This window comes from Nonomuraea sp. NPDC003754 (genome assembly GCF_053605785.1).
The window spans coordinates 136445-159884 of the sequence record NZ_JBSGJX010000018.1 but is presented as its reverse complement, the minus strand read 5'-3'; the positions used below and the strand labels follow the sequence as shown (position 1 = coordinate 159884).

The window sequence follows — 23440 nt, the reverse complement described above, 5'->3', positions numbered from 1 at the left end:
ACGACCGGTGCCCCTCCACCCGCCCGGGTGGAGGGGCACCGGCGTTTTCGGGAGGTGGCCGCGTTTCGGGGGGTGGCGGCGTTTCGGGGGCGGACGTGTTTCGGGGGTGGCCGCGTCTCACGGGTGGCGGCGTCTCACGGGTGGCCGCGTCTCGCGGGTGGCTGTTCATGGTCTTTCCTCGGGGCGGGGTTGGCGGTCGCGATCTTTGCGTGCATCCTGGGTGCGATAGGAACGTCTCGGTGTGACATTTCCTGACAGGCGATGTCACACCGCGCCGCGCGCAGGGCGTGCTCCGAATGCGAACCACCCGGCGGGAGAGCCACGCGCGCGGGTTTCCGGATCCACCCCACCGGAGGTATGACGTGTTGCGTGTGATCGGCGCGGGTTTCCCGCGTACCGGGACCAGCTCGATGAAGGCCGCGCTCGAGCGGCTGGGACTCGGCCCCTGCTACCACATGTTCGAAGTCCTGACCAACCCCGACCACGTCGACAGGTGGCTGCCGCTCGCCTCGGGCGGCCCCGTCGACTGGGAGACGGTCCTCGACGGCTACCGGTCCACGATGGACTGGCCGGCCAGCCACTTCTGGCGCGAACAGGCGGCCGCCTATCCGGACGCGAAGGTCGTCCTGACCGTCCGCGACCCGCACCGCTGGTACCGCAGCATGACGGAGCTGATCGCCAACGGGCCCGGCAGGGAACTGCCGGCCGACCTGCCGGAGCCGGCCGCGACGGTGTTCCGATCGATGGAGCGGCTCGGGCCCGTCATGGAGCACATCGTGGGCTCCACGTTCGGCGCCGGCTACTCCCTCAGGACCGGCCTGCCCGACGAGGACACCGCCGTGGCCGTCTTCCACCGGCACGTGGCCGAGGTGAAGGAGAGCCTGCCCGCCGAGCGGCTGCTGGTCTTCGACGTCCGGGAGGGCTGGGCGCCGCTGTGCGACTTCCTGGAGGTGCCGGTACCCGCGGGTGAGCCGTTCCCGCATCTCAACGACTCCGAGGCGATGAAGAAGAATCTGGGACGCCTGGTGAGTGGGGAAGGCTTCATCTCGCCGTTCAGCCCCTCATGACCCCCTGAAGCCGGCCCTCGCGTCCCGCCTGCCGTACGGCGGAGCCCGCCCGCCGTACGGCCGGACCCCCGGCACCTCGCCGCGGCGTCTCCATCCGGGGTCCCCCGACCGGCTCCCTGGACCGGGTCCCCGGCCCGGGTCGTCGGGCGGAGTCTTCGGACGAGACCTCCGGGGGCATCTCGCCGCGGTGTCTCCGGGCAGGGTCTTCGCGAGAGGTCTTCGGGCGGGGGCGGCATGACGAAGCCCGTGAGCCTGAGCGGCCCACGGGCGGGAGGAGGAGGCGGCGCGGGTCAGACGGCGGCGTGCAGCCAGCGGACGGGGGCGCCGTCGCCGGCGTAGCGGAAGGGCTCGAGCTCCTCGTCCCACGGCTTGCCGAGCATCTTGTCCAGCTCGTCCTCCAGGACGCAGCGGCCCTGGGCGGACATGAGCATGACCGCGCGCAGGCGGTCCTCGGGGATCATGATGTCTCCCGACGCCCCGATCACCGCGGAGAAGGCGCCGAGCGTCGGCGTGTAGGCGTGCCTGGACCCGTCGACGCCGGGCGAGGCGTCCTCGGTGATCTCGAAGCGGATGCGCTGCCAGCCCATGAGCGAGGAGGTGATGGCCGCGGCGATGCCCGGGCGCCCTTCCCACTCGGCCTGGGCGCGCACGACGTTCGGCGCGGCCGGTTGTGGCGTCCACGTCAGGTCTACGGGTACGCCAAGAACACCCGCGACTGCCCATTCGATATGAGGGCACAGCGCGGGCTGAGCCGAGTGGACGTACAGCACGCCACGAGCAGACACCGGACCTCCCGTTTCGGTACGAGGTGCGCCTTCCCCAACGGCCTCGTCCTGGGATGATCACAAGTGACTAGGGAGAGACTACCGTCGGTCGCCCCTGGGTGCTAGAGGGGGGCTATACCAAGATGTTGCGGCTGTGGCACGTGACACTTGCCCGGCCACGGAAAGATACCGGTTCATGGACATCCAAGCGGTCGGCTCCGCGCTCATCCGCCCAGGCCAGGTCCTGACCGAGCGGGGCGCGCTGTCAGTCGCCGAGCAATGGACACAGGCGGTCTCCGAGGCCGACGGCGTCTTCCGCATCAGGTTGACGCCCGGCGAGGATCCGTGCGAGATAGCGCTGCGGCTGCGGGAGGAGGGCTTCCTGGCCTCGCCCAACCACGTCCTGGTGGGGCAGCCGCTGTGGTTCGGCGGTCCGGCGTCCAGGCCGTTCCCGGCCGCGCCGCTGACCGCGCCGTCGGGCAAGGGATCGCCCGTGACGGTCGGCGTGCTCGACACCGGGGTGGCGGCCCACCCCTGGTGGGCCGGCAGCCGCTGGTACGGCCGCGTCGGCTCCGAGGTGGCCGACCGGCCTCGGGACAACGGCGAAGGCGACGACGAGGGCGGGCTCGCGGCGCAGGCAGGGCACGGCACCTTCATCGCGGGCCTCATCCTGCGCCGCGCCCCCGGCAGCGAGCTGCGGGTCGGCAGGGTGCTGGGCGCGGACGGCATCGGCGACGAGGCGGGCCTGCTGCGCGCGCTCTACCGGCTGCGCGAGAACCCGCCGCAGGTGCTGAACCTCTCGCTCGGCTGCCACACCTTCGACGACCAGCCCTCCCGGCTGGTGATCGAGGCGCTCGGCGCGCTGCGCGACACGGTGACGGTGGCCTGCGCCGGCAACACCGCCTCCGACCGGCCCTTCTGGCCCGCCGCGCTCCCGGGGGTGGTCGGCGTCGGCGGCCTCGACGCCCGGGAGGAGGGCCGGGCGCCGTTCTCCGCCTTCGGCCCGTGGGTGAACGCCTGGGCCCGAGCCGACTGGCTGACCAGCACGTTCCTGGAGTGGGGCGAGTTCGGCGGCTACGCGCACTGGAGCGGCACGTCGTTCGCCGCCGCGCTGGTGTCGGGCGCCTTCGCGGCGGCGCCGGCGGCGCGCAAGGCCGCCGACCTCCCGGGGTCACGGGAAATTCGTGATCTGGGAGTTGCCGTCCCCTCGGGTCTGTAGAGTTTACGCTCAGTCCTCGTCTCATTACGAGGAGGCAACGTGGGCGAATCCCGACCCCCTGAGGAGCTGCTGCGAGCGGCTGCCGACGGGGACCCTTCCGCATGGACCGGGCTGGAGGAACGGTTCGGTCAGCGGATGTGGTCGGTCGCCCGCGCGTGCGGGCTCAACGAAGCCGACACCGCTGATGCCGTGCAGGGTGCATGGTTGCGGCTTCTCGAGCACCTTCACTCGATCAGGGATCCAGCGAGCGTCGGCGCCTGGCTGGCCACGGCGGCCAGGCGCGAGGCGCTCCAGATCATCCGAAGAGGGACGGGCCGCCACCCGCACCTCTGCCTTCCTGAAGGCGGTCCCTTCGATCCCGACCCGGCCTCGGCGATCCTCGAGGCCGATGAGGGACGCCTGCTCTGGCAGGCGGTGTCCGACCTGGACGAACCATGCCGAACCCTGCTCCGCCTGATGGCCACCGTTCCGGACGCGGGAACGCACCAGATGGCGGTACGGCTGGGCGTGCCGGTCGGCAGCGTAGGCCCCACCCGTCTGCGCTGTCTCCACAAACTGCGCACCCGAATCTCACTAGAGGAAAAGGTGCCATGATCAACGACGAGTATCTCCTGGCCGCGCTCCGCATCGCCGCGGGGCACGACCCGATACCCGCCCACGTCTCGGCCGCCGCCCGTGACGCGTACTCCCTCCGGCTGGCCGAGGTGGTCACCGCCGGGCCCGTGGAGTGCGCGCCCACGCGTGGCACACGTGACGCGGACGGGGCGCGCATGGTCAGGTTCGCCACGGCGGACCTCTCCTTCGATCTGGAGGTGACCATCGGGGACGGTCTCATCGATGTGGCGGGGCGGGTGTCACCGCATCCAGGTGACGGGGCCACGGTGGACATCCGCACCCCCCATCTCACGGTCTCGCGTGACCTGCGGGAGACCGGCCAGTTCGCGGCGACGGGCTTGCCGCCGGGCTGGTTCAGCGTGGTCTGCCACCGGCCGGGGCACCACCCGGTCGCCACCGGTTGGGTGCGGATCCGTCCGTGACGAACAGGCTGGTCGCGATGGCGGAGGACGCGGTCCTCCAGTCAGGCATCGATCCGGTGCGGGCGCTGGCCAGCGCCCGCGCCATCCATGCCGCCGCCTCCGGAATGGGGGCCGTCGAACCAGCCGTCGTCGCGCTTCGCGCCATGGCGCTTGCCTCCAGGGAGCTTGGGGACCTGGAGGCCGCCGAACTACACCTGCGCCAGGCGATCGCCACGGGAGACGCACCCGCCGATCGCCTGGCGCAGGCGCGCCTGTCGCTGGTGACCGTGCGCACCCAGCGCGGTCATCCGCTTCAGGCGCTGCGCATCGCCGCGATGGCGTGGGCCTACCTGTCGCCGCTCGACCGCGCCAAGCTCGACACCCAGCGGGCGGTGGCGCTGGCCCACCTGGGCCGCTACCAGGAGGCCGTCGCCTCCTGCGACCGGGCCGTCGCCGTGCTGGCGCAGGCGCCCGGCACCGTCGACGACCAGCGCTTCCTGGCGGGCGGACTGCTCAACAGAGGCCTGGTGCACGCCTACCAGAGCCGCTGGAGGCAGGCCACCGCCGACATCGCCGCGTGCCTGCGGCTGTCGCAGAGCGCGGGCCTGGCCCACCTGGCCCGTCTCGCCGCCGCCAACCTCCCTTTCCTGGCGGTACGGCAGGGCGACGTGGCCGCGGCCTTCGCCCACTACCGAGCCTGTGAAGACACGCTGTTCGGCTTCCCCGAACGGCTGGCCACGATGCGCGCCGACTTCGCCGGAGCGCTGCTGGCCGCCCAGCTGCCCGGCGAGGCGAGGGCCATGCTCAGCCTCGCCGTACCCGAACTCGAAGCCGCGGGCGCGCAGGCCGCGCTGGCGGAGGCCAGGCTGCTGCTGGCCCAGGTGGAGCTGCTGACCGGGGACGCCCGCCAGGCGCTGGCCGTCGCCGGCAGGGCGGCCGCCGAGCTGCGCGCCCATGGCCGCGAGAGCGCCGCGCCGCTGGCCGCCGAGGTCGCGTTACGCGCCAGGATCGTGCTCGAACCGCCCTCCCCCGGCCTGCTGGCCGAGCTGCTGGAGTGCGCGCGGGAACTGGCCGCCACCTCCTGTGCCGCGGGCGCGGCCGCGCTCCGGCTCGCCGCGGCCGAGCTGGCCCTCGCGCTGGACGACACCGGCACGGCCACGACCCAGCTCGCCCTCCTCGATCCCCGCGCGGCCGCGCACACGACGGAGCCACGCCGGCTCCCGCTCATGATCGACGCACCCACGCTGGCCATGCGGCGGATGACGCGGCTGGCCTCGCCGCAGCAGGCCGAGCACCTGGCCGGTGCCGACGACGACCTCGACGAGGTGCCACCGCTGGTGCGCTGGCATGCGGCGGCCCTGCTGGCCCGGATCAACGACGACCGCACGGCCGCGTTCAGCGCGGTGCTGCGCGGGCTGCGCGACCTCGGCGCCGACGCCGAACGCTTCGACGACCCCTCGCTGCGGGCCCACCGGGTGCGGGCGGGGGCGCGCCTGGCCTCCTTCGGGCTCAGCCTGGCGATCGAGCGCGGCGGCCCGGAGGCCGTCTTCGGATGGGCCGAACGCTGGCGGTCGGTCTGCGGCGGCCGACCCGTCGCGCCCGCGCTCGACAGCGTGACGTCGGCGCTGGGCGAGGCGGCGCTGGTGGAGTTCCTGTGCCATGACGGGGCGCTGCTGGTGCTGGTGGTCACCGCGGCGGGGTGCGCGCTGCGCCGCCTCGGCGACGTCACCAGCGTGGCCGAGGCCGTCATCAGGCTCCGGTACGGCCTGCGCCGGGCGAGCCTCGGCGACGGCGCCCACGCCTCCGACGATCCGCGGCGGGATCCGGTCGCGGTCGAGGCGGCCGCGCTGGAGGGGACGTTGTTCGGGCCGATCGCCGACCTGGTGGCGCAACGCCCGCTGGTGGTCGTGCCGGCGGGGCCGCTGCACACACTGCCGTGGTCGGTGCTGCCGATGCTGCGCGGGCGGCCGGTGAGCGTCACGCCCAGTGCCGCCGCCTGGCTGTCCGCCCGCACCCGCCGCACCGCCCCGCCGGACGGCTCCGCCCCGCCGGACCGATCTGTCCCGCCGGGCTGGGCCGCTCCGCTGGATGCGGTTCTCTCGCCCCCTGCGACTTCGCCCGGGCCGACCGTGCCCGCCGCCCCTGTGACTTCATGCGATCGCACTACCCTGCGGGATGACGCCGTATCGGGCGCTGGCTCGGTCCTGAGTCGCGCAGTCCCAGGCGATGGTGTTCTGGGCGGCGCGGTCGCGGGCGGTGGTGCGGTTCTGGGCGGCGCGGTCGCAGGCGGTGGTGCGGTTCTCGGTGACGCGGTCGGGGGCGGTGGTGCGGTTCCCTCTGATGGTGCCGTCCGGCCCGGGGGTGTCGTGCCGATCAGTGGTGCTTCGGCTCGGGGCGGCGAGCCGCTCGTGGTGGCGGCGGCCGGGCCCGGGCTGGAGCACGCCGAGGAGGAGGTGCGGCGGGTGGTGGGCGCGCACCGGCGCGCCGAGCAGGTGCCCGCCCGCGCCGATGACGTGATCGCCGCCCTCGGCCGGGCGGACGTGCTGCACCTGGCCGCCCATGGCACCTTCCACTCCCGAAGCCCGCTGTTGTCGAGCATCGAGCTGGAGGACCGGCCGCTGATGGCCTACGACCTGCTGCCCCTGTCGATGCCACCGGGCCTGGTCGTGCTGTCGGCCTGCGACTCGGGGATGGCCAGGGTCCCGGCCGAGGGGGCGCCGCTCGGCCTGGCGGGCACGTTCCTCGCGCAGGGCGCCTCTTGTGTGGTGGGCGGGCTCATCCCGGTGCCGGACGAGGAGGCGCTAGCGCTGATGACGGCCTTTCACGACCTGCTCGCCGCCGGTACGGCTCCCGCCGTGGCGTTGGCGGAGGCGGGGAGCAGGACGGGCGTGCTCGGCTTCACCTGCTTCGGCGCCGGCGAGCTCCCCGTCACCGCCCTGCGCGACACCCGACCCACCGCACCGGACTCCGGCCCCTGAGAACCGACCGCACCCTGCCCAACCCAGAGCCACCCGGCCGGCGGCACCCGGCCGTCAGTCCAGAGACGCCCGCCCTGCCACCCGACCGTCGAGCCCTCGCTCCACGGCCCTGACGAGACGCCCGCCCGGCGCTCCGGCCGTCGAGACCTCGTCCCGCGGTACCTGACCGTCACTCAAGAGACGCCCGCCCCGCCACCCGACCCTCAAGCCCTCGCTCCACGGCCCTGACGAGACGCCCGCCCGACGCTCCGGCCGTCGAGCCCTCGTCCCGCGGTACCTGACCGTCGGTCGAGGGACGGCTGCCCCGCAGGACCCGGCCGTCCCGGCCCGTCACGTGATGTCGGTCCAGGGCGGGTGGGACTGCCGGGCTCCCCCGGGGGCGTGTCCCTGTGGCCGGCAAGGCGGGCAGGCCGTCGCGCGTGCGGCCGTGCCGCAGCGCTGGACGGGCGGTGCGGCCCTGGCTGTCCTGTCGGGTGTGGCGGTGAGGTCAGGCGGTGGCGATCGGGCGGGACGGGTCGCTGATCCAGTGGGACCACGAGCCGACGTAGAGCGCCGCGGGGACGCCCGCCAACTCCAGTGCCAGCACCTCGTGCGCCGCGGTGACGCCCGACCCGCAGTAGGCGCCCACCCGCGCCCCCTCCAGCGCGCCCAGCGCGGCGAAGCGGTCGCGCAGCGCGGCGGCGGCCAGGAAGCGGCCGTCCGGCCCGACGTTCTGGTCGGTCGGCGCGCTGACGGCGCCCGGGATGTGGCCGGCGACCGGGTCGATCGGCTCGACCTCGCCGCGGTAGCGCTCGGCGGCGCGGGCGTCCATGAGCACGCCGGAGCCGGCGAGCTCGGCCGCCTGCTCGGCGGTCAGCATGGGCATGCCGCCCGGCCTGGCCGTGAAGTCGCCGGACACGTGCGGCTCCTCCTTGGAGACCGGCAGCCCCGCCTCGGTCCACGCGCGGAACCCGCCGTCGAGGACCCTGACGTCCTCGTGACCGAAGTAGCGCAGCGTCCACCATGCCCTGGCCGCGGCCATGGAGTCGGCGTCGTCGTAGACGACGACGGGACGGGAGCCGCTGACGCCGAGCCTGCGCATGGCGGCGGTGAACGCCTCGGCCGAGGGCAGCGGGTGCCGGCCGCCGCCGTTGGGCGGCGCGGCCAGGTCGGCGTCGAGGTCGCAGTAGACGGCGCCCGGCACGTGCCCCTCGGCGTACGACTCGCGCCCGGACGGGCCGCCTCGCCGGTAACGCACGTCGAGCACGCTGGCTTGCTCCATCGCGGCCAGCTCCGCCGGGTTGATCAGGGTCATCGGGTGGATACCTCCAGGAGTGGGACGTGCTGTTCCGCGGCGGTGAGCGAGCCGTGGTAGCCGGTGAAGAGCGCCTCGATCGGATGCGTCTCAGAGGCGAGGATGGCACAGTCGGCGTACGGCACGGCGACGACGTCACCGATCCTGTCCAGCCATTCCCTGCGCACGTCGGGGCCGAACCACCCGGATTCCACCGCTTCCTGGCGTGAGACGACCCATGCCTTGCCGTCGAGCAGGTCCCGCCAGGTCTCCAAGACGGCGGGAGCGGCGCCCGGCTCGGTGTAGAGGTGCCTGGCCCTGGCCTCCCCGCCGAACATCGCCACGCCCGCGCGCAGTTCGGGTGTGGCCTGGGCGTCGATCTTCTCTTCGGCGTTGACCATGCCGTGGTCGGCCGTGACGTACAGGGCCGAGCCGGGCGGCAGCGCCGCGGCCAGCCGTTCGGCCATCCTGTCGACGATCTCGAGCTGGTCGCGCCACTCGGGGCTGCCCCAGCCGGTCAGGTGGCCGGTGGCGTCGAGGTCGCCGTAGTAGACGGTCACGTAGGCGCGCGGCGCGCTCAGCGCGGCCGCCACCCCGGCCACCCGCTCGTCGACGGTGTCGGCGGGCACGTAGCGGACGCCGCGGTAGACGGCGTCGGTCAGTCCCGTCCCCTCGAACGCGGCCGGCGCCACGTAGGAGGTCTCGACGCCCGCCCGGGCGGCGCGCTGGTAGACGGTCTCGGCCGGTTGCCAGCGGCGCGGGTCCATGGGCGGCAGGCCCTTGGGCAGGCTCCAGCGCAGGCAGTTGAACAGATGGTTGCGGCCGGGCACGGCCAGCGTCATGCCCATCATGCCGTGCTCGCCGGGCGGCAGGCCGGTGCCGAGCGTGCACAGGCTGGTGACGGTGGTGGCGGGGAAGCCGGCGGTGAGGGCGGCGCGCGCCGTGGCGGCGGCCAGGAACGGGGCCCGGTCGGCGTGGGCCTCGAGGAGCCTGGCGCCGAGCCCGTCGACCACGAACACGCACACCCGGTCGGCCGGCTCCAGCCCCAGCACGTTGCCGTCGGCCGTAGTGGCCGCGCCGAGCGCGCTCAGCAGGGAGCCCGGCAGGTCGGCCAGGGAGGCGCCGCCGTAGGCGGGGATCAGCGGAACCCGGTCGTACGGCGTGGCCGGGACGTCGTCCATCAAGCACCTCGCTCGCCTCGCGTGGATGTCAGGAACCGTTCTAGTGGGCGCCGGCCATCTCGCGATAGGGCCTCGACACCGCCGTCCGCCCGGCCGTCCCGGCTCACGGTGGGGAACCCGGGACGGGGAACCCCTGCCCGCCCGGCGGCGGGGCATGCCGGGCCGGTCCACCGAGATGTCGCGTGGTCCCGGTCCGGCATGCGCCGGCGAGAAGGCGCGGAGGGGGCGTTACGCGGGGAGCGGACGCGTCAGGCGGCGGCGCGGGCCGTGGCCTCGGACAGGGCCTTGGCGAAGGCGAGCACGTGGCCCACCGCCTCGGGGCCGTCGGCGGCCTCGCTGACGCGCAGCGACAGGTCGTCGGCGGTGATCGCGCCGGTGTAGCCGTGGTCGGCCTCGCAGTTCTCGTCGCCGCAGGTGGCGGGTTCGAGGTCGACGTGGGAGATGGCGCCCCAGCCGATCGTGAGCGTCACCTCGGTCGGCGGCACGCCGGGGACGTAGGAGGCGGGATCGGGCACGACCCTGGTCACCGCGACCGACTGGACGCGGGCCAGCCGTACCGCCTCGGTGGTGGTGGAGGCATGGGAGGCCGAGACCCCCTCGGCGGGCGGGTGCTCGTCGGTGTGGCAGACCAGCAGCCGGGTGCCCGTCAGGACCAGGACGGTGACGTGCCTGCGCACCTCCATGGCCGGGTCGAACGTGGCCTCGTGGTGCACCACGTAGGCGGTCACCGCTTCCTTTCCCAGCGCGGATTCGACCGCATCGGTGACGAGGTCGGGGTAGTAGCCGCTGCGCTCGATCGCTTCACGCAGGCCCGCGGCTGAGACTCGGGTTTCCCTCATGCATCCATCCTGCCAGCCCCCGAGCACCGCTCACACTCGTCGTTCCGGACCTGGACGGGCGGCCGTGCAGGCCCTCGACGCTCGGCGCCGCGGCCCGGCAGGCCAGGCGGCACGAACCGCGCAGGCAGGGGCGACCGCGGTCGGGCGAGGCGGCACGAACCCGGCGCAGGCAGGGAGGCGACCGCGGTCAGGCGAGGCGGCGGGGGCCGCCGTCGCGCCGCGGACCCTCAGGACTCCTGAGGACGGCACGCGCGCCCAGGACGACGACCTCCGACTCCCCCACGAGCACCGGATCGAGGTCGAGCCTGGACACCTCCGGCAGGTCGTTGGCCAGGCGGCCCACCCGGACCAGCAGTTCCTCCAGGGCGCCGACCGCGACGGGCGGGTAACCGTACTCGCCGAACAGCAGCGGCGCGGCCCGCGGCGAGCGCACCAGCCCCGCGGCGTCCTCGCCGGTCAGCGGGGCGAGGCGGTGACCGCGGTCCTGCAGCAGCCTGGCGGTCACCTCGCCGAGGCCGAAGGAGACGACCGGGCCGAAGGCGGGATCCTCCCGGACGTTCACGACGGTAGGGACCGCGGGTTGCGGGGCCATCCGCTGCACCGCGAGGACCACGTCGGCGCCGAGCTGGCCGGCCAGGTCGGCGTAGGCCTGCCGGACGGCGGCGGCCGAGGTGAGCCCCAGGCGGACGGTGCCCGCCCGCTTGGCGGCCTCGGGGTCGGCGGCCTTCAGCACGACCGGCCAGCCCAGGCGTTCGGCGGCGGCGACGGCCGCGTCGGGGGTGGCGACGACCTCGGCCGGCCAGACGGTGAGGCCGTAGCAGGCCAGCAGCCCGGTCGCGTCGATCTCGACGGGGCCGGCGTCAAGGCGGTCGGCGGAGGGGTCCGGCGTGTCCTGCCGCGCCGGTTCGGGCTCGGGCGAGCGGCTGGTGAGCGCGTCCGTCACGAGGGCGCGGGCGGCCGCGGTGTCGAGGTGGTCGAGCTCGGGCGGCGCCCCCTGGGGCTGTTTGCGCCACAGCGCGTACCTGACGACGTGGGCGAGGGCCCTGACCGCCTCCTCCGGCGCCGCGTAGGAGGGCACCGAGCCGCGCTCGGGCAGGGCCGAGGGGTCGGTGCGCAGCTCGGGCGGCATGCCGAGCTGCCCTTCGAAGGTGGCCAGCACGGGCTTGCCCACCTCGCGCGACACCCGCACCAGCTCGGCCGCCACCGACGTGGCGTCGCCGGGGATGGGCGGCATGTAGATCACGACGGCGGCGTCGACGTCGGGATCGGCCAGCACGCCCGCCAGTGCCGTGCCGAACTCGGCGGCACCGGCGGCGGCGCCCAGGTTGACCGGCGGCCGGGGCTCCAGCTCGGCGCTGACGCAGGCGTCGACGGCCAGCAGGCCCAGCGCGTCGGAGTTGGTGACGAGCCCGACGCGCGGCCCCGCGGGCAGCGGCTGGCAGGCCAGCAACTGCCCGACGTCGAACAGCTGGATGAGGTCGTCGACCCTGATCACGCCCGCCTGCTCGAACAGGGAGCTGAGCGCGCTGTCCTGCAGGCGCAGCGCCGAGGCGGAGTGGCCGATGGGCACGCCCTGGGTGGTGCCGCCGCTCTTGACCGCCACGATCGGCTTGCTGCGGGAGATGCGCCTGGCCAGGCGGGTGAACTTGCGCGGATTGCCCAGCGACTCCAGGTACAGCAGGATGACCTCGGTCGCCTCGTCCTCCTCCCAGTACTGCAGCAGGTCGTTGCCCGACACGTCGGCCCTGTTGCCGGCCGAGACGAAGCTCGAGATGCCGATGCCGCGCTGGGCCACCCGCTGCAGCAGGGCGGTGCCGAGCGCGCCCGACTGGCTGAAGAAGCCGACCCTGCCCCTGCCGGGGACCGTCGCCGCGAGAGTGGCGTTCAGCCGGACGGAGGGGTCGGTGTTGGCGATGCCGAGGCAGTTGGGCCCGACCACGCGCAGGCCGTACGCGCGGGCGATCCTGGCCAGCTCGTCCTGGCGCGCCCGGCCCTTCGGCCCGGTCTCGCCGAAGCCGGACGAGACGACGACCAGCCCGCGCACGCCCTTCTCCGCGCACTCCTTGACCACGTCGATCACGCTGTCGGCCGGTACGGCGAGCACCGCGAGGTCGACCTCGCCGTCGATGTCCTTGACGCTCGGGTAGGCCCGCACGCCCGCCACCGCCCGTACCTCGCGGTGGACCGGGTACACGGGTCCGGTGAAGTCGGCGGCCAGCAGGTTGCGCAGCACGGTCTGGCCGACGCCGCCGGGCTCGCGGGAGGCTCCGATGACGGCGACCGAGCCGGGTGTGAGGAGCCTGGCGATCGAGCGGGCCTCGGCCCGGTGCTCGCGGGAGGCGGTGACCTCCGCCGAGGTCTCGGTGGGGGTCAGATCGAGCGTCATGCGGACCACGCCGTCGGCGAAGCGGCTCTGCGCGGTGTAGCCGACCTGGCGCAGGAGGCCCGTCATCCGCATGTTGGCGGGCAGCACGTCGGCGATGAACGTCTCGATGCCGCGCTCGCGGGCGGTGGCGGCCAGGTGTTCGAGCATGACCGAGGCCACCCCCCTGCCCTGGTGGGCGTCCTCGACGAGGAAGGCCACCTCCGCCTCGGCGGGGCCGACCCGGTCGTAGCGGACGACGGCCACCATCTCGGTGCCGATCGTGGCGATGAGGGCGACCCTGTCGACGTAGTCGACGTTGGTGAAGAAGGCGACTTCCCTGTCCGACAGCTTGGGCCGCGGACCGAAGTAGCGGAAGTAGATCGACTCGGCCGACAGCCGGGAGTAGAACGCGCGAAGCCGGTCGGCGTCGGCGGGCCTGATCGGGCGCACGTGCGCGGTGCCCCCGTCGGCCAGGACGACGTCCGCCTCCCAATGGGAGGGATACTGGGTTGCCTCCACAGTCCCGAGCGTAGACCCGCGCCCCACGTGCGGCGTCCGTTGGGCAACGCTTGTGCATCGACTATGAACGGGTGTCCGGTGTATGCCCCACGAGCAGGCCTGAAGCTGTTAAGTTTTTCGGCGTCAGGCGCGAAGGATTGCAGCAAGGCGGTGACATCATGACGCGGGTCGTGGTGGTGGGCGATCTCATGACCGATGCGGTCGCGCGCGCCCGCTACGCGCTGGCCAGGGCGAGCGACACTCCGGCGATCGTGACCATGCACGGTGGCGGTTCCGGAGCCAACATCGCCTCCTGGATGGCGGTCGAGGGTGCCGAGGTCGCCTTCATCGGCCGTCGCGGCGCCGACATCACCGGGCGCAACCGCGACATGGAGCTCATGGGCTACGGCGTCGACGCCCGGCTCGTCATGGACCCCGAGCGGCCCACCGGCACCTGCGTGGTGCTCGTCACGCACAAGGGCGAGCGCACCATGCTGTCCGACCCGGGCGCCAACGCCGCGCTGTCGCCCGAGGACCTGCCGCGCGACCTGTTCAACTCCGGCGGCCACCTCCACCTGTCCGGCTACACGCTGATCAACGAGGGGTCCCGCGAGGCCGGTCAGGCCGCCCTCGACATGGCCCGCAGGTCGGGCATGTCGATCTCGGTCGACTGCTCCTCCTCCGCGCCGCTGGAGCGCACCGGCGCCGAGCCGTTCCTCGAGTGGACCAACGGCGCCAAGCTGCTGTTCGCCAACGCCGACCAGGCCAAGATCCTGACCGGCCGCGACGACCCCGAGGCGGCGGCCAAGGTGCTCACCGCCTGGTTCCCGCAGGTCGTCATCAAGATGAACGCCGAAGGCGCGCTCTGGTACACCAACGGCCGGCCCGAGCCGGTCCAGGTGCCCGCCGAGCCGGTCGACCGGGTGGTCGACGGCACCGGCGCCGGCGACGCGTTCGCCGCCGGGTTCCTGCCCGCGTGGCTGGCCGGCAAGCCGCCCGCCGAGGCGCTGACGGCGGGCTGCCGCCTGGCCGCCAAGGCGATCTCTCACCTCGGGGCTCGCCCCCGCCTCTAGCGCGGCCTATGGTGGATACTCCCCCGATGTCCTGACAAGGGAGTGAAGAGCCCGCGTGCGTCCGTTACGGCCAGGCGATCCCCGTGTCGTCGGCGGCTACGAGGTCACCGGGTTTCTCGGTGAAGGCGGTCAGGGCAGCGTCTATCGCGGCGTCGCCCCGTCCGGCGAACCCGTCGCGATCAAGATGCTGCACGCCAGGTTCGCCGACGACGCCTCGGCGGTGCGGCGCTTCAGGCGCGAGGCCGAGGCGGCGCGCAGGGTGGCCGAGTTCTGCACGGCCAGGGTGCTGGAGGTCGGCGCGCTCGACGACCAGCCGTACATCGTCAGCGAGTACGTCGCCGGCCCGTCGCTGCAGCGGCAGGTGGCCGAGTCCGGGCCGCTGACCGGCTCCTCCCTGGTACGGCTGGCGGTCGCGACCGCGACCGCGCTGGCGGCGATCCACCGCGCCGGGGTCGTCCACCGCGACCTCAAGCCGAGCAACGTGCTGCTGGCCCCGGACGGGCCCCGGGTGATCGACTTCGGCATCGCGCGGGCGCTGGACGTGAGCCAGAGCCTGACGACGAGCGTGGTGGGCACGCCCGCCTACATGGCGCCCGAGCACTTCCACGGCGACGCCTCCCCGGCGAGCGACGTCTTCTCGTGGGCGGGCACGATGGTCTACGCGGCCACGGGGCGCGGGGCGTTCGGGTTCGGGCCGCTGCCGGTGGTGATGCATCGGATCCTGGTCATGGAACCCGACCTGTCGGGGGTGGAGGCGCCGCTGCGGGAGCTGCTGGGGGCGTCGCTGGGCAAGGACCCGGCGGCGCGCCCGACGGCGGAGCAACTGCTGCGGGAGCTGATCAGGGCGGGCTCGGGCCCGCAGGCGCCGCCGTACGGCACCGCGCCACCACCCGCTCCCGTTCCCGCGCCGCCGTACGGCACCGCGCCACCACCCGCTCCCGTTCCCGCGCCGCCGTACGGCACCGCACCGGCCCCCGCTCCCGCTTCCGCGCCGCCGTACGGCATGCCGGCACCTGCAGGTCCCTCCTCCGCGCCGCCCTACGGCACGTCGGCGCCCCCGGTGTCGGTCTCCTCCCCCTACGGCGGCGGTCCCGGGCCGCACGCTGCCGGGTGGACGCGGCCGTCGCAGGGCGCGACGACGCCGGTCACCGCCGCGCCGTACCCGGGGGGCGGGCAGGCGCCGGGGACCCTGTCCACGTATCCGGTCTCCGGGGCGGTGGGCAGACCGTCCGGCCGGGCGTGGAAGGTGCTGCTGCCGGTCGGGGCGGCGGCGATGACCGTCGTCCTGGGCGTCGCGGTGTGGGCATGGCCGCGGCTGGGCCAGAACAGCGGCACGGGCGGCGAGGTGACGGCGACGCCCAGCCCGACCCGGACCGCCGCCGTCTTCAACGCGGCTCTGACCGGCGTGGTCAACCCGTCGGCCAGGAAGGGCGGCACGCTGCGCATCGGCATGACCAACATCCTGGACAACCTCGACCCGGCCGGCACCTTCTACACCGAGATGTGGAACTACGCCCGTCTCTACGGGCGCGCGCTGACCATGTACCGGCCCGCGCCGGGCGCGGCCGGCACCGAGGTGGTGCCCGACCTGGCGGCGAAGCTCGGCGAGACCACCGACAACGGCAGGACCTGGACTTTCACCCTCCGTGAGGGGCTGCGCTTCGAGGACGGCACGCCGATCACCTCGCGCGACGTGAAGTACGCCGTCGTGCGCTCGGGCGACAGGAGGCTGCTGCCCAACGGCCCCGACCCGCTGGCGCGGCTGCTCGACATGCCCGGCCGCTACACCGCCGCCGACGCCGACAAGGCGATCAGCACCCCCGACGACAGGACCATCGTCTTCAGACTCAAGAAGCCGATGTCCACCTTCAACCAGATCGCGACGCTGCCCGTGACGATGCCGGTGCGCAAGGGCGCGGCCAAGCTCCTGTCGTCCGGCCCGTACAAGCTGGACATCCAGGCGGGGAAGACCGCGACCTTCGTCCGCAATCCCGCCTGGAACCAGGCCACCGACCCGAACCGCACCGCCCTGCCGGACCGGGTCGAGCTCACCTGGGGCATGGACGGCGAGGAGGCCGACCGGAAGCTCCTGTCCGGCGAGCTGGACCTGCACGCCGGACCGCTGCCGGCCACCCTCGCCACGGTGCGGGCCGACCAGCGGCTCAACGCGCGGGCCGACGCGCCGTCCCTGGACCACCTGCGCTACCTGGCCGTCAACACGAGGGTCGCGCCGCTGGACCAGCCCGAGTGCCGCAGGGCCGTCCTCGCCGCCATCGACAAGAGCGTTCTCCACCGCCTGTACGGCGACGGCCCCTTCGGCACCGAGATCGCCACCCGCCTGCAGCCGCCGCCGCTTCCCGGCAGGGGCGAGCTGGACGGCCCCTCCCCCACCGCGACGGCCGCGCCCTCTCCCGCCTCGTGCGGCCGGGACCCGTTCACGCTGCTGGTCAGGAACGGCCCGACGGACGTGGCGGCCGGGAACGCCATCCGCGACAACCTCACGGCGGCGGGCTTCCACGTCACGGTGAAGAACGTGGACGTGCTGCACGAGTTCGACAAGCTGGGCAACCCGGCGGCGCTCACCAAGGAGAAGATCGGGCTGGTGATGCGGCGGTGGTCCGGGGACTGGCCGGACCCCGACCCGTTGCTGTCGCAGCTGATCGACAGCAGGGAGATCGTCGACAGCGGGTTCTCCGCCAACGTGGGCGTGCGGCTGCCCGAGGTCGACGCGCTGATCGACGAGTCACGGCGGACGCTCGACCCGCAGGCTCGCTTCCGGCTGTGGCGGGAGGCGGAACGGCGGGTGCTGGACGAAGGACTGATGGTGCCGCTGCTGTGGAGCAAAGCGGGGTTGGTCAGGGGCAAGCGGGTCACGAACGCCCACGTCAGCAGCGTCTACCAGCACTACGACGTGACGACGATCGGCGTCACCGGCTGAGGCGTGGTCACCCGTCCTCCGTCCGGAGGACCGGGTGACCGGCGAGCCCGCCCCGGCGACGACCCCCGCATCGCGGGACCGGCGGCGGGCCGCGGGCGGCCGGGGCGCGGCGTCAGGAGGTGGTGGCGAGGGCGAGGGGCATGACGGCGGGTGCGCCCGCGTGGCGGATCAGGGCCGCGGCCAGTGTCATCGTCCACCCGGTGTCCACCCGGTCGTCGACCAGCAGCACCGGCCCGCCGCACCGCGCGATCTCCGCGCCGAGCTCCCTCGGCATGGCCAGCGTCGCCCTGATCGCCTGCACCCGCTTGGCGCTGTTGAACTGCTGCCCCGGCGCGCCCGCCCGGTAGCCCAGCTCGCCCAGGTAGGTGAGCCTGCCGACCTGCGCCAGCCGTTCGGCGAACCCTCTGACCAGCACCGGGCGCGACGCCGACGGCACGCTCACCACCGCGACGGGCCGCTGCCGCCACTCCCACGCCGCCAGCACCTGGACGACCGCCTTGAACATGTCGTCGGGGACCGGCGCGTCGGGTCCGTTGAACAGCTCCCGCAGCCGGTTGCCCCATCCGATGTCGGTCAGCCTGCCCAACGCCCTGCCCGGCTCGGCGCCCAGGTCGGGCTTGATGCGTCCGGACAGGTCGGCCAGGCCGGTGGGCCACTGCCGGCGCGCCTCCACCTCGACCCCCGGCCTCTCGAGCGTCTGCCGGGCGCGCTCCACCGCCGCCGCCGCGATCTCCGGCGAGCGGTGCGTGCCCGTGCAGTTGTCACACCGCCCGCACGGGGCCGCGGCCTCGTCGTCGAGCCGCCTGCGCAGGTACTCCTCCCTGCACTCGGACGTGGTCAGGTAGCCGAGCATGGCCTCCTGCTCGGCCTTGCGCTCGGCGGCGATGCGGGCGTAACGCTCGGCGTCGTAGGCCCACTCCTCGCCGGTCGCCGTCCAGCCGCCCTTGACCCTGCGGACGGCGCCGTCGACGTCGAGGACCTTGAGCATCATCTCCAGGCGGCTTCGGCTGAGGTCGACGACGTTCTCGAGGGCCTGGGTGGACAGCACGCCGCCCTGCTCCAGCGCCTGGAGCGTGGCCCGCACGACCGGCTCGGGCGGGAAGGCGAGCGAGGCGAAGTACGCCCAGATGTCGCGGTCCTCCGTGCCGGGCAGCAGGATGACCTCGGCCCGTTCGACACCGCGGCCCGCGCGGCCGACCTGCTGGTAGTAGGCGACGGGCGACTGCGGCGCGCCGACGTGGATGACGAAGCCCAGGTCGGGCTTGTCGAAGCCCATGCCGAGCGCGCTGGTCGCCACGAGCGCCTTGATCTTGTTGTTGAGCAGGGCCTCCTCGGCGGCCAGACGTTCGGCGGGATCGGTCTGGCCGGAGTAGGCGGCGACCTCGTGCCCCTGCTCGCGCAGGTAGGTGGCGATCTCGTGGGCCGCGGCGACCGTGAGGGTGTAGACGATGCCGGAGCCCGGCAGCTCGTGAAGCGTCTGGGCCAGCCAGGCCAGCCGCTGCTCGGCGCTCCCCAGCCGGACGACCGACAGGTGCAGGCTGTCGCGCTCCAGCGGCCCGCGCAGGACGAGCGTGTCGTCGCCCCCGAGCTGCTCGGCCACGTCGCGGGTGACGCGCGCGTTGGCGGTCGCGGTCGTGGCCAGCACGGGGATGCCGGGCGGCAGCTCCTCGAACAGCGTGGCGAGCCTGCGGTAGTCGGGCCGGAAGTCGTGACCCCAGTCGGAGATGCAGTGGGCCTCGTCGACCACCACCAGCCCCGCGCTCTCGGCCAGCTCAGGCAGGACGTTGTCGCGGAAGTCGGGATTGTTGAGCCGCTCAGGACTGACCAGCAGCACGTCGACCAGGCCCTCGGCCACGCGGCCGTAGATCTCCTCCCACTCCTCGGGGTTGGCGGAGTTGATCGTGACGGCGCGGATCCCGGCCCGCTCGGCGGCGGCGATCTGGTTGCGCATCAGGGCCAGCAGCGGGGACACGATGACGGTCGGGCCCTCGCCGAGCTCCCGCAGCAGCGCGGTGGCGACGAAGTAGACGGCCGACTTGCCCCAGCCGGTGCGCTGCACCACCAGAACCCGGCGGCGGTCGACCACGAGCGCCTCGATCGCCGACCACTGGTCGTCACGCAGCCGGGCGTGATCGCCCGCCAGCGCGCGGAGGTGGGCTTCGGCTTCTTCCCGCATCATCGCGACCGCATCAGTCATGTGGTCCTTGTTACCAGGTCCGGGCGACGAATTCGTCCGCCTGCGCCACGCCGCATCCCCGATCCGCGGCCGGACCCGGCCCCCACCCCCGATAGATCCCCTGTAGGGCCCCCTATCCGCCCCTCCTGTACGGCCCCTGCCCGCCCTTCTCGTACGGCCCCTGCCCGCCCCTCCCGTACGGCCCTGCCCGCCCCTCCTGTAGGGCCCCCTGCCCGGCCCCTCCGGTACGGCAGGCCCGGCCCCTCCGGTACGGCAGGCCCGGCCCCTCCGGTACGGCAGGCCCGGCCCCTCCGGTACGGCAGGCCCGGTCACGCCCACCGTGGGTGCGGGGCCGGGGTCTGTCCTCCACGCCACTCCAGCGGGACTCCGGCGGGCCGCCGTCACATCGCCCATGGCCTGTGGGAGTCGTCGAGCGCCTGGACGGGCGGGGCGAGCGCCTGGACAGGCGGGGTAAGCAGCTGGACCGGCTGGGGGAGCGGCTGGAACGGCGGGGGTGAGCGGCTGGGCGGGGTGGCTGTCCGTGACGGCGGCCCGCCACGTGCGCTCGGTGACGCGTGACCCTGGACAGGCGTCAGCCGGTGACCGGGGTGGCGCGTGGAACGGCTTGCCGTACGGGCCGGACGACCGGTCGGACGGCGCGCCGGTGACCATGGACGGGACGTCCCAGGGCCTGGCCGGGTGGCGCGCCGGGAGAGGGCGGTGCGCGCATCGGCGGGCCAGGCGGACAGGCGCCGGACAGCACGCACCGTTCGGGAGACGCCGCGCCAGGATGCCGCGAGGCGCCGGTGCCGCGGGATCCCGCGCGCCCCGCCGGTGCGGGCCCGCCGGGCGCGGGAGACCGGTCAGGCGGGGTCGGCGTGTCCCGGGGCGCGGGAGACCGGTCAGGCGGGGTCGGCGTGTCCCGGGGCGCGGGAGACCGGTCAGGCGGGGTCGGCGTGTCCCGGGGCGCGGGTGCGAGACGGCTCAGGCGGGGTCGGCGTGTTCGGGGAAGGCGTTGATGGTGACGCGGTGCATGCGGCGGCGTTCGGTGTAGTCGGCGACGGCGTAGTGCTGGGTGGAGCGGTTGTCCCAGAAGGCGAGCGTGCCGGGACGCCATCGCAGCCGCACCTGGTACTCGGGCGAGCGGATGTGGTCGATCAGCAGGGGCAGCAGCGCCTCGTTCTCCCTGTCGCCGAGTTCGACGAGCCGGGTGGTGGACGAGCGGTTGACGAACAGCGCCTTGCGTCCCGTCTCGGCGTGGGTGCGGACGACAGGGCGCACCAGCGGCGGCCACGCGGCCTGGACTTCGGCCAGGTCGAAGGGGTGTCCCTTGGAGATGGCCTTGGTCATGGAGCCGGTGATGTCGTGGACCGCGGTCAGCTCGTCGCACAGGCGCTGAAGCGGCGGCGAGAGCGTCTCGTAGGCGAGGTAGGTGTTGGCCCACAGCGTGTCGCCGCCGACGCTCGGCAGCTGGACGCAGCGCAGCAGGGAGCCCATCGGCGGGGTCGGCTCGAAGGTGTTGTCGCTGTGCCACTCGTCGCCGCCCTCGCCCTTGGGGTCGGTCTGGTCGAGCACGTGGATGGGGCTGGCCCCGTCCTTCTTGAAGGCGGGGTGGTTGAGCGTGCCGAAGTTGAGGGCGAACTGCAGGTGCTGGTCGTCGTCGATGTGCTGGTCGCGGAAGAAGAGCACGAGGTGGTCGAGCCAGCCCTGCCTGATGGTGGCGACCTCCTCGGGCGAGAGGGGTTTGCGCAGGTCGACGCCGGTCACCTCGGCGCCGATGTGCTTGGTCACCGGATGGAACTCGATCATGACGCCTCCAGGGGATCTCCTCCCCGGGACCGTACTTGCCAAGCAATTGCTTGGTCAAGTGAGTGAGAGGTGAGGATGTCAGACCCTGGTCCGATGTGCCGGGCCGCGATGCTCCGGCAGCGTGTCGCGCATGATCACACGTGCTCTGGTGAGCCTTGCCCTGCTCGGCTCCGCCACCCTCACCGCCTCCCCACCCGCGGGCGCCGCGCCGTACCCGCCTGCCGCCGGCCCGTCCGCCGCCGTGCGCCTGACGGCGGGCACCCCGACCCAGGACCCGTCCACCAGGGCGAACCCGACGGGGAGCGCTCCGCCCACCGGGCCGGCCGAGCGGATGGAGCGGTTGGATGTGTCCGTCCCCGTGGACTGGTCCAAGCCCGACGGGCGCACGCTCACCCTCAAGGTCGGCAGGTTCCGCGCCACGGGCCGGTCGGCAGGGGCGGTCCTCATCGCGTACGGCGGGCCGGGCGCGCCGGGGATCAAGCTGACGGAGTCCATGCCCCAGCTGTGGTCCGAGCTGCGCGCGCGGATGGACATCGTCACCTGGGACACCCGCGGCTACGGCGAGCAGTTCCAGGGCACCAGCACGGGCCTGCCGTGCGTGTGGACGCGCGTCCCGATCCCCGCCTTCCCCGAGGACGACGCCGAGTTCGCCAGGATGGCCGACACCAACCGCGGCATCGCCGAGGCGTGCCGCAACCGCGACCCCGAGCTGTTCGCGAACATGAGCTCGGCCGACCACGCCAAGGACATGGAGGCCATCAGGAAGGCGCTCGGCGAACCCCGGCTGACCTACTACGGCGCCTCCTACGCCGGCTTCTACGGCCAGGCCTACGCCCGGCTGTTCCCCGGCAAGGTCAGGGCGATGGTCCTGGACGGCACGTGGAACCACAGCACCGCCGACTGGACGGCCGAGCTGGAGGCGACCGCCCGGCAGAACGAGCAGGCCATGGGCAGGTTCTTCGCCTCGTGCGAGGAGCGGGCGTGCACGCCGTCGTTCTGGCGCCGGCTCGTCGCCAGGGCCGACCGCTCGCCCGTCCCCGCCGGGGCCGGGGTGGCCTACGACGGTCGAGACCTGCAAGGTCTGGCCATGGCGTTCGTCCGGCAGGGGCCGCAGGGCTGGCCTGCCCTGTCGGCGGCGATCGAGAAGGCCGCGCGGGGCGACGCGTCGGGGTTCCTGCCCGCCCGCGGCCTGCGCTATCCGGACGCGGCGACCGGCGTGACCGAGTGCGCCGACTGGCCGCGCTTCGCCGACCGCCGGGAGATGGCCGCGACCGTGGCCAGGCTGAACAGGATCGCGCCCGGCACGGGCACCGCCAACACGCTGGCGACGGCGACCCTGACGTGCGTGGGCTGGCCGGTGAAGGTGACCAACCCGCCGAGCCCGCTGCCGAAGGGCCTGCCGCCGCTCGTCGGCGCGGGCGCCTGGGGCGAGTCGGACGCCGTGGCGCGGGTGCTGGCCCAGGTGCCGGGCAGCGGCCTGGTGCGGCACGAAGGCCCCGGCCACACGCTCTATCTGGGCAACGCGTGCGCCAGAGCCCACCTCAACCGCTACCTGGCCGACCTCGTTGTCCCCGCCAAGGGGACGACGTGCTGAAATATCGGGCGTGGATGTCATCACCTGGTATCTGGAACAGCGCTCACCCGAGGCGCTGATCCCCGCCAAACCGCCCAGGCTGCCGGTCGAGGTGGTGCGCGCCGAGGTGCCGTCGCCCGAGTTCAGCAGGTTCCTCTACACGGCGGTCGGCGGCGACTGGCAGTGGACCGACCGGCTCGGCTGGACCTACGACGAGTGGATGGCCTATCTGACCAGGCCCGGCCTCGAGACCTGGGTCGCCTGGCACCGCGGCACACCCGCCGGTTACCTCGAGCTCGACCCGCAGCCGGGCGCCCAGGTGGAGATCGCCTACTTCGGGCTGCTGCCGTTCGCGATGGGCGAGGGTGTGGGCGGGCACCTGCTCTCGGTCGGTACGGCACGCGCGTGGGACCTCGCCTCGCGCTGGCCCGACCTGCCCGCCACCGAACGCGTGTGGATGCACACCTGCACGCTCGACGGCCCGGCGGCGCTGGCGAACTATCGGGCGCGGGGGTTCGAGGTGTATGACGAGCGGCTGAACGAGCCGGGCGACGAGGACGAGGGCGAGACGCCTGGACCGTGGCCGGGCGCCCGCCGTCCCACCTGAGCCGCCGGCCCTGCCTCGGGAGCCCCTCGGCGCCGGCGGCCGGCCGGCGGAGCAGTCCGGCCAC

Annotated in this window: 16 protein-coding genes; 9 read left to right on the top strand and 7 right to left on the bottom strand. The window is 73.8% G+C overall.

The features are described 5' to 3' along the window. The first annotated feature begins 362 nt into the window (after window positions 1-362). Window positions 363-1067 carry a sulfotransferase family protein gene (locus tag ACWEVS_RS23225; protein WP_452553251.1) on the top strand — a complete coding sequence of 235 codons (705 nt, stop codon included), beginning with the start codon at window positions 363-365 and terminating at the stop codon, window positions 1065-1067. A gap of 290 nt (window positions 1068-1357) precedes the next feature. Here ACWEVS_RS23225 and ACWEVS_RS23220 read toward each other — a convergent pair whose 3' ends face one another. Further along, the gene (locus ACWEVS_RS23220; RefSeq protein ID WP_354905031.1) at window positions 1358-1852 is read right to left on the bottom strand and encodes a DUF3145 domain-containing protein; all 495 of its coding nucleotides are present in this window, start codon (window positions 1850-1852) and stop codon (window positions 1358-1360) included. A 175-nt stretch (window positions 1853-2027) separates the two neighbouring features. Here ACWEVS_RS23220 and ACWEVS_RS23215 point away from each other — a divergent pair, with 175 nt between their 5' ends. From ACWEVS_RS23215 to ACWEVS_RS23200, 4 genes are read left to right on the top strand one after another with little or no spacing between them, the layout of a single operon-like run. Further along, window positions 2028-3050: a S8 family peptidase gene (locus ACWEVS_RS23215; RefSeq protein WP_452553249.1), complete on the top strand. Its 1023-nt coding sequence runs from the start codon at window positions 2028-2030 to the stop codon at window positions 3048-3050. A 39-nt stretch (window positions 3051-3089) separates the two neighbouring features. Further along, window positions 3090-3644, top strand: a complete 555-nt coding sequence (locus tag ACWEVS_RS23210) for an RNA polymerase sigma factor (RefSeq protein WP_449927929.1) — start codon at window positions 3090-3092, stop codon at window positions 3642-3644. Further along, complete coding sequence (locus ACWEVS_RS23205) at window positions 3641-4087, top strand: hypothetical protein (RefSeq protein WP_354905037.1); 447 nt, start codon at window positions 3641-3643, stop codon at window positions 4085-4087. Before ACWEVS_RS23210 ends, ACWEVS_RS23205 begins: the two co-directional genes overlap by 4 nt. Next, the gene (locus ACWEVS_RS23200) at window positions 4084-7044 is read left to right on the top strand and encodes a CHAT domain-containing protein (protein ID WP_452553247.1); all 2961 of its coding nucleotides are present in this window, start codon (window positions 4084-4086) and stop codon (window positions 7042-7044) included. The genes ACWEVS_RS23205 and ACWEVS_RS23200 overlap by 4 nt, the downstream gene beginning before the upstream one ends. A gap of 487 nt (window positions 7045-7531) precedes the next feature. Here ACWEVS_RS23200 and ACWEVS_RS23195 read toward each other — a convergent pair whose 3' ends face one another. The 4 genes from ACWEVS_RS23195 to ACWEVS_RS23180 all read right to left on the bottom strand — a co-directional run bounded on the left by ACWEVS_RS23195 (window position 7532) and on the right by ACWEVS_RS23180 (window position 13221). Continuing rightward, window positions 7532-8338, bottom strand: a complete 807-nt coding sequence (locus tag ACWEVS_RS23195) for a sulfurtransferase (RefSeq protein WP_449927925.1) — start codon at window positions 8336-8338, stop codon at window positions 7532-7534. Then, entirely contained in the window at window positions 8335-9498 is a 1164-nt protein-coding gene (locus ACWEVS_RS23190) for an alkaline phosphatase family protein (RefSeq protein ID WP_452553245.1), read from the bottom strand. The genes ACWEVS_RS23195 and ACWEVS_RS23190 overlap by 4 nt, the downstream gene beginning before the upstream one ends. A 248-nt stretch (window positions 9499-9746) precedes the next feature. Then, window positions 9747-10337, bottom strand: coding sequence for a DUF5998 family protein (locus ACWEVS_RS23185; RefSeq protein ID WP_354905046.1), 591 nt, complete (start codon window positions 10335-10337; stop codon window positions 9747-9749). A 187-nt stretch (window positions 10338-10524) separates the two neighbouring features. After that, window positions 10525-13221, bottom strand: coding sequence for a bifunctional acetate--CoA ligase family protein/GNAT family N-acetyltransferase (locus ACWEVS_RS23180; RefSeq protein ID WP_449927921.1), 2697 nt, complete (start codon window positions 13219-13221; stop codon window positions 10525-10527). Between the two features lie 158 nt (window positions 13222-13379). Here ACWEVS_RS23180 and ACWEVS_RS23175 point away from each other — a divergent pair, with 158 nt between their 5' ends. Both ACWEVS_RS23175 and ACWEVS_RS23170 read left to right on the top strand, forming a co-directional pair. Beyond that, complete coding sequence (locus ACWEVS_RS23175; protein ID WP_354905051.1) at window positions 13380-14273, top strand: carbohydrate kinase family protein; 894 nt, start codon at window positions 13380-13382, stop codon at window positions 14271-14273. A gap of 55 nt (window positions 14274-14328) precedes the next feature. After that, entirely contained in the window at window positions 14329-17211 is a 2883-nt protein-coding gene (locus ACWEVS_RS23170; RefSeq protein ID WP_452553242.1) for an ABC transporter substrate-binding protein, read from the top strand. A 112-nt stretch (window positions 17212-17323) separates the two neighbouring features. Here the strand turns inward: ACWEVS_RS23170 and ACWEVS_RS23165 are convergent, their stop codons facing one another. Both ACWEVS_RS23165 and ACWEVS_RS23160 read right to left on the bottom strand, forming a co-directional pair. After that, the gene (locus tag ACWEVS_RS23165) at window positions 17324-19408 is read right to left on the bottom strand and encodes a RecQ family ATP-dependent DNA helicase (RefSeq protein WP_452414426.1); all 2085 of its coding nucleotides are present in this window, start codon (window positions 19406-19408) and stop codon (window positions 17324-17326) included. 963 nt (window positions 19409-20371) lie between these two features. Next, window positions 20372-21196, bottom strand: coding sequence for a TauD/TfdA dioxygenase family protein (locus ACWEVS_RS23160; protein WP_354905059.1), 825 nt, complete (start codon window positions 21194-21196; stop codon window positions 20372-20374). Window positions 21197-21326: 130 nt separating this feature from the next. On the opposite strand from ACWEVS_RS23160, the gene ACWEVS_RS23155 reads away from it, so the two are divergent. Continuing rightward, window positions 21327-22790, top strand: a complete 1464-nt coding sequence (locus tag ACWEVS_RS23155) for an alpha/beta fold hydrolase (protein WP_452553240.1) — start codon at window positions 21327-21329, stop codon at window positions 22788-22790. Window positions 22791-22800: 10 nt separating this feature from the next. Next, the gene (locus ACWEVS_RS23150; RefSeq protein WP_449927913.1) at window positions 22801-23376 is read left to right on the top strand and encodes a GNAT family N-acetyltransferase; all 576 of its coding nucleotides are present in this window, start codon (window positions 22801-22803) and stop codon (window positions 23374-23376) included. Window positions 23377-23440 lie beyond the last annotated feature (64 nt).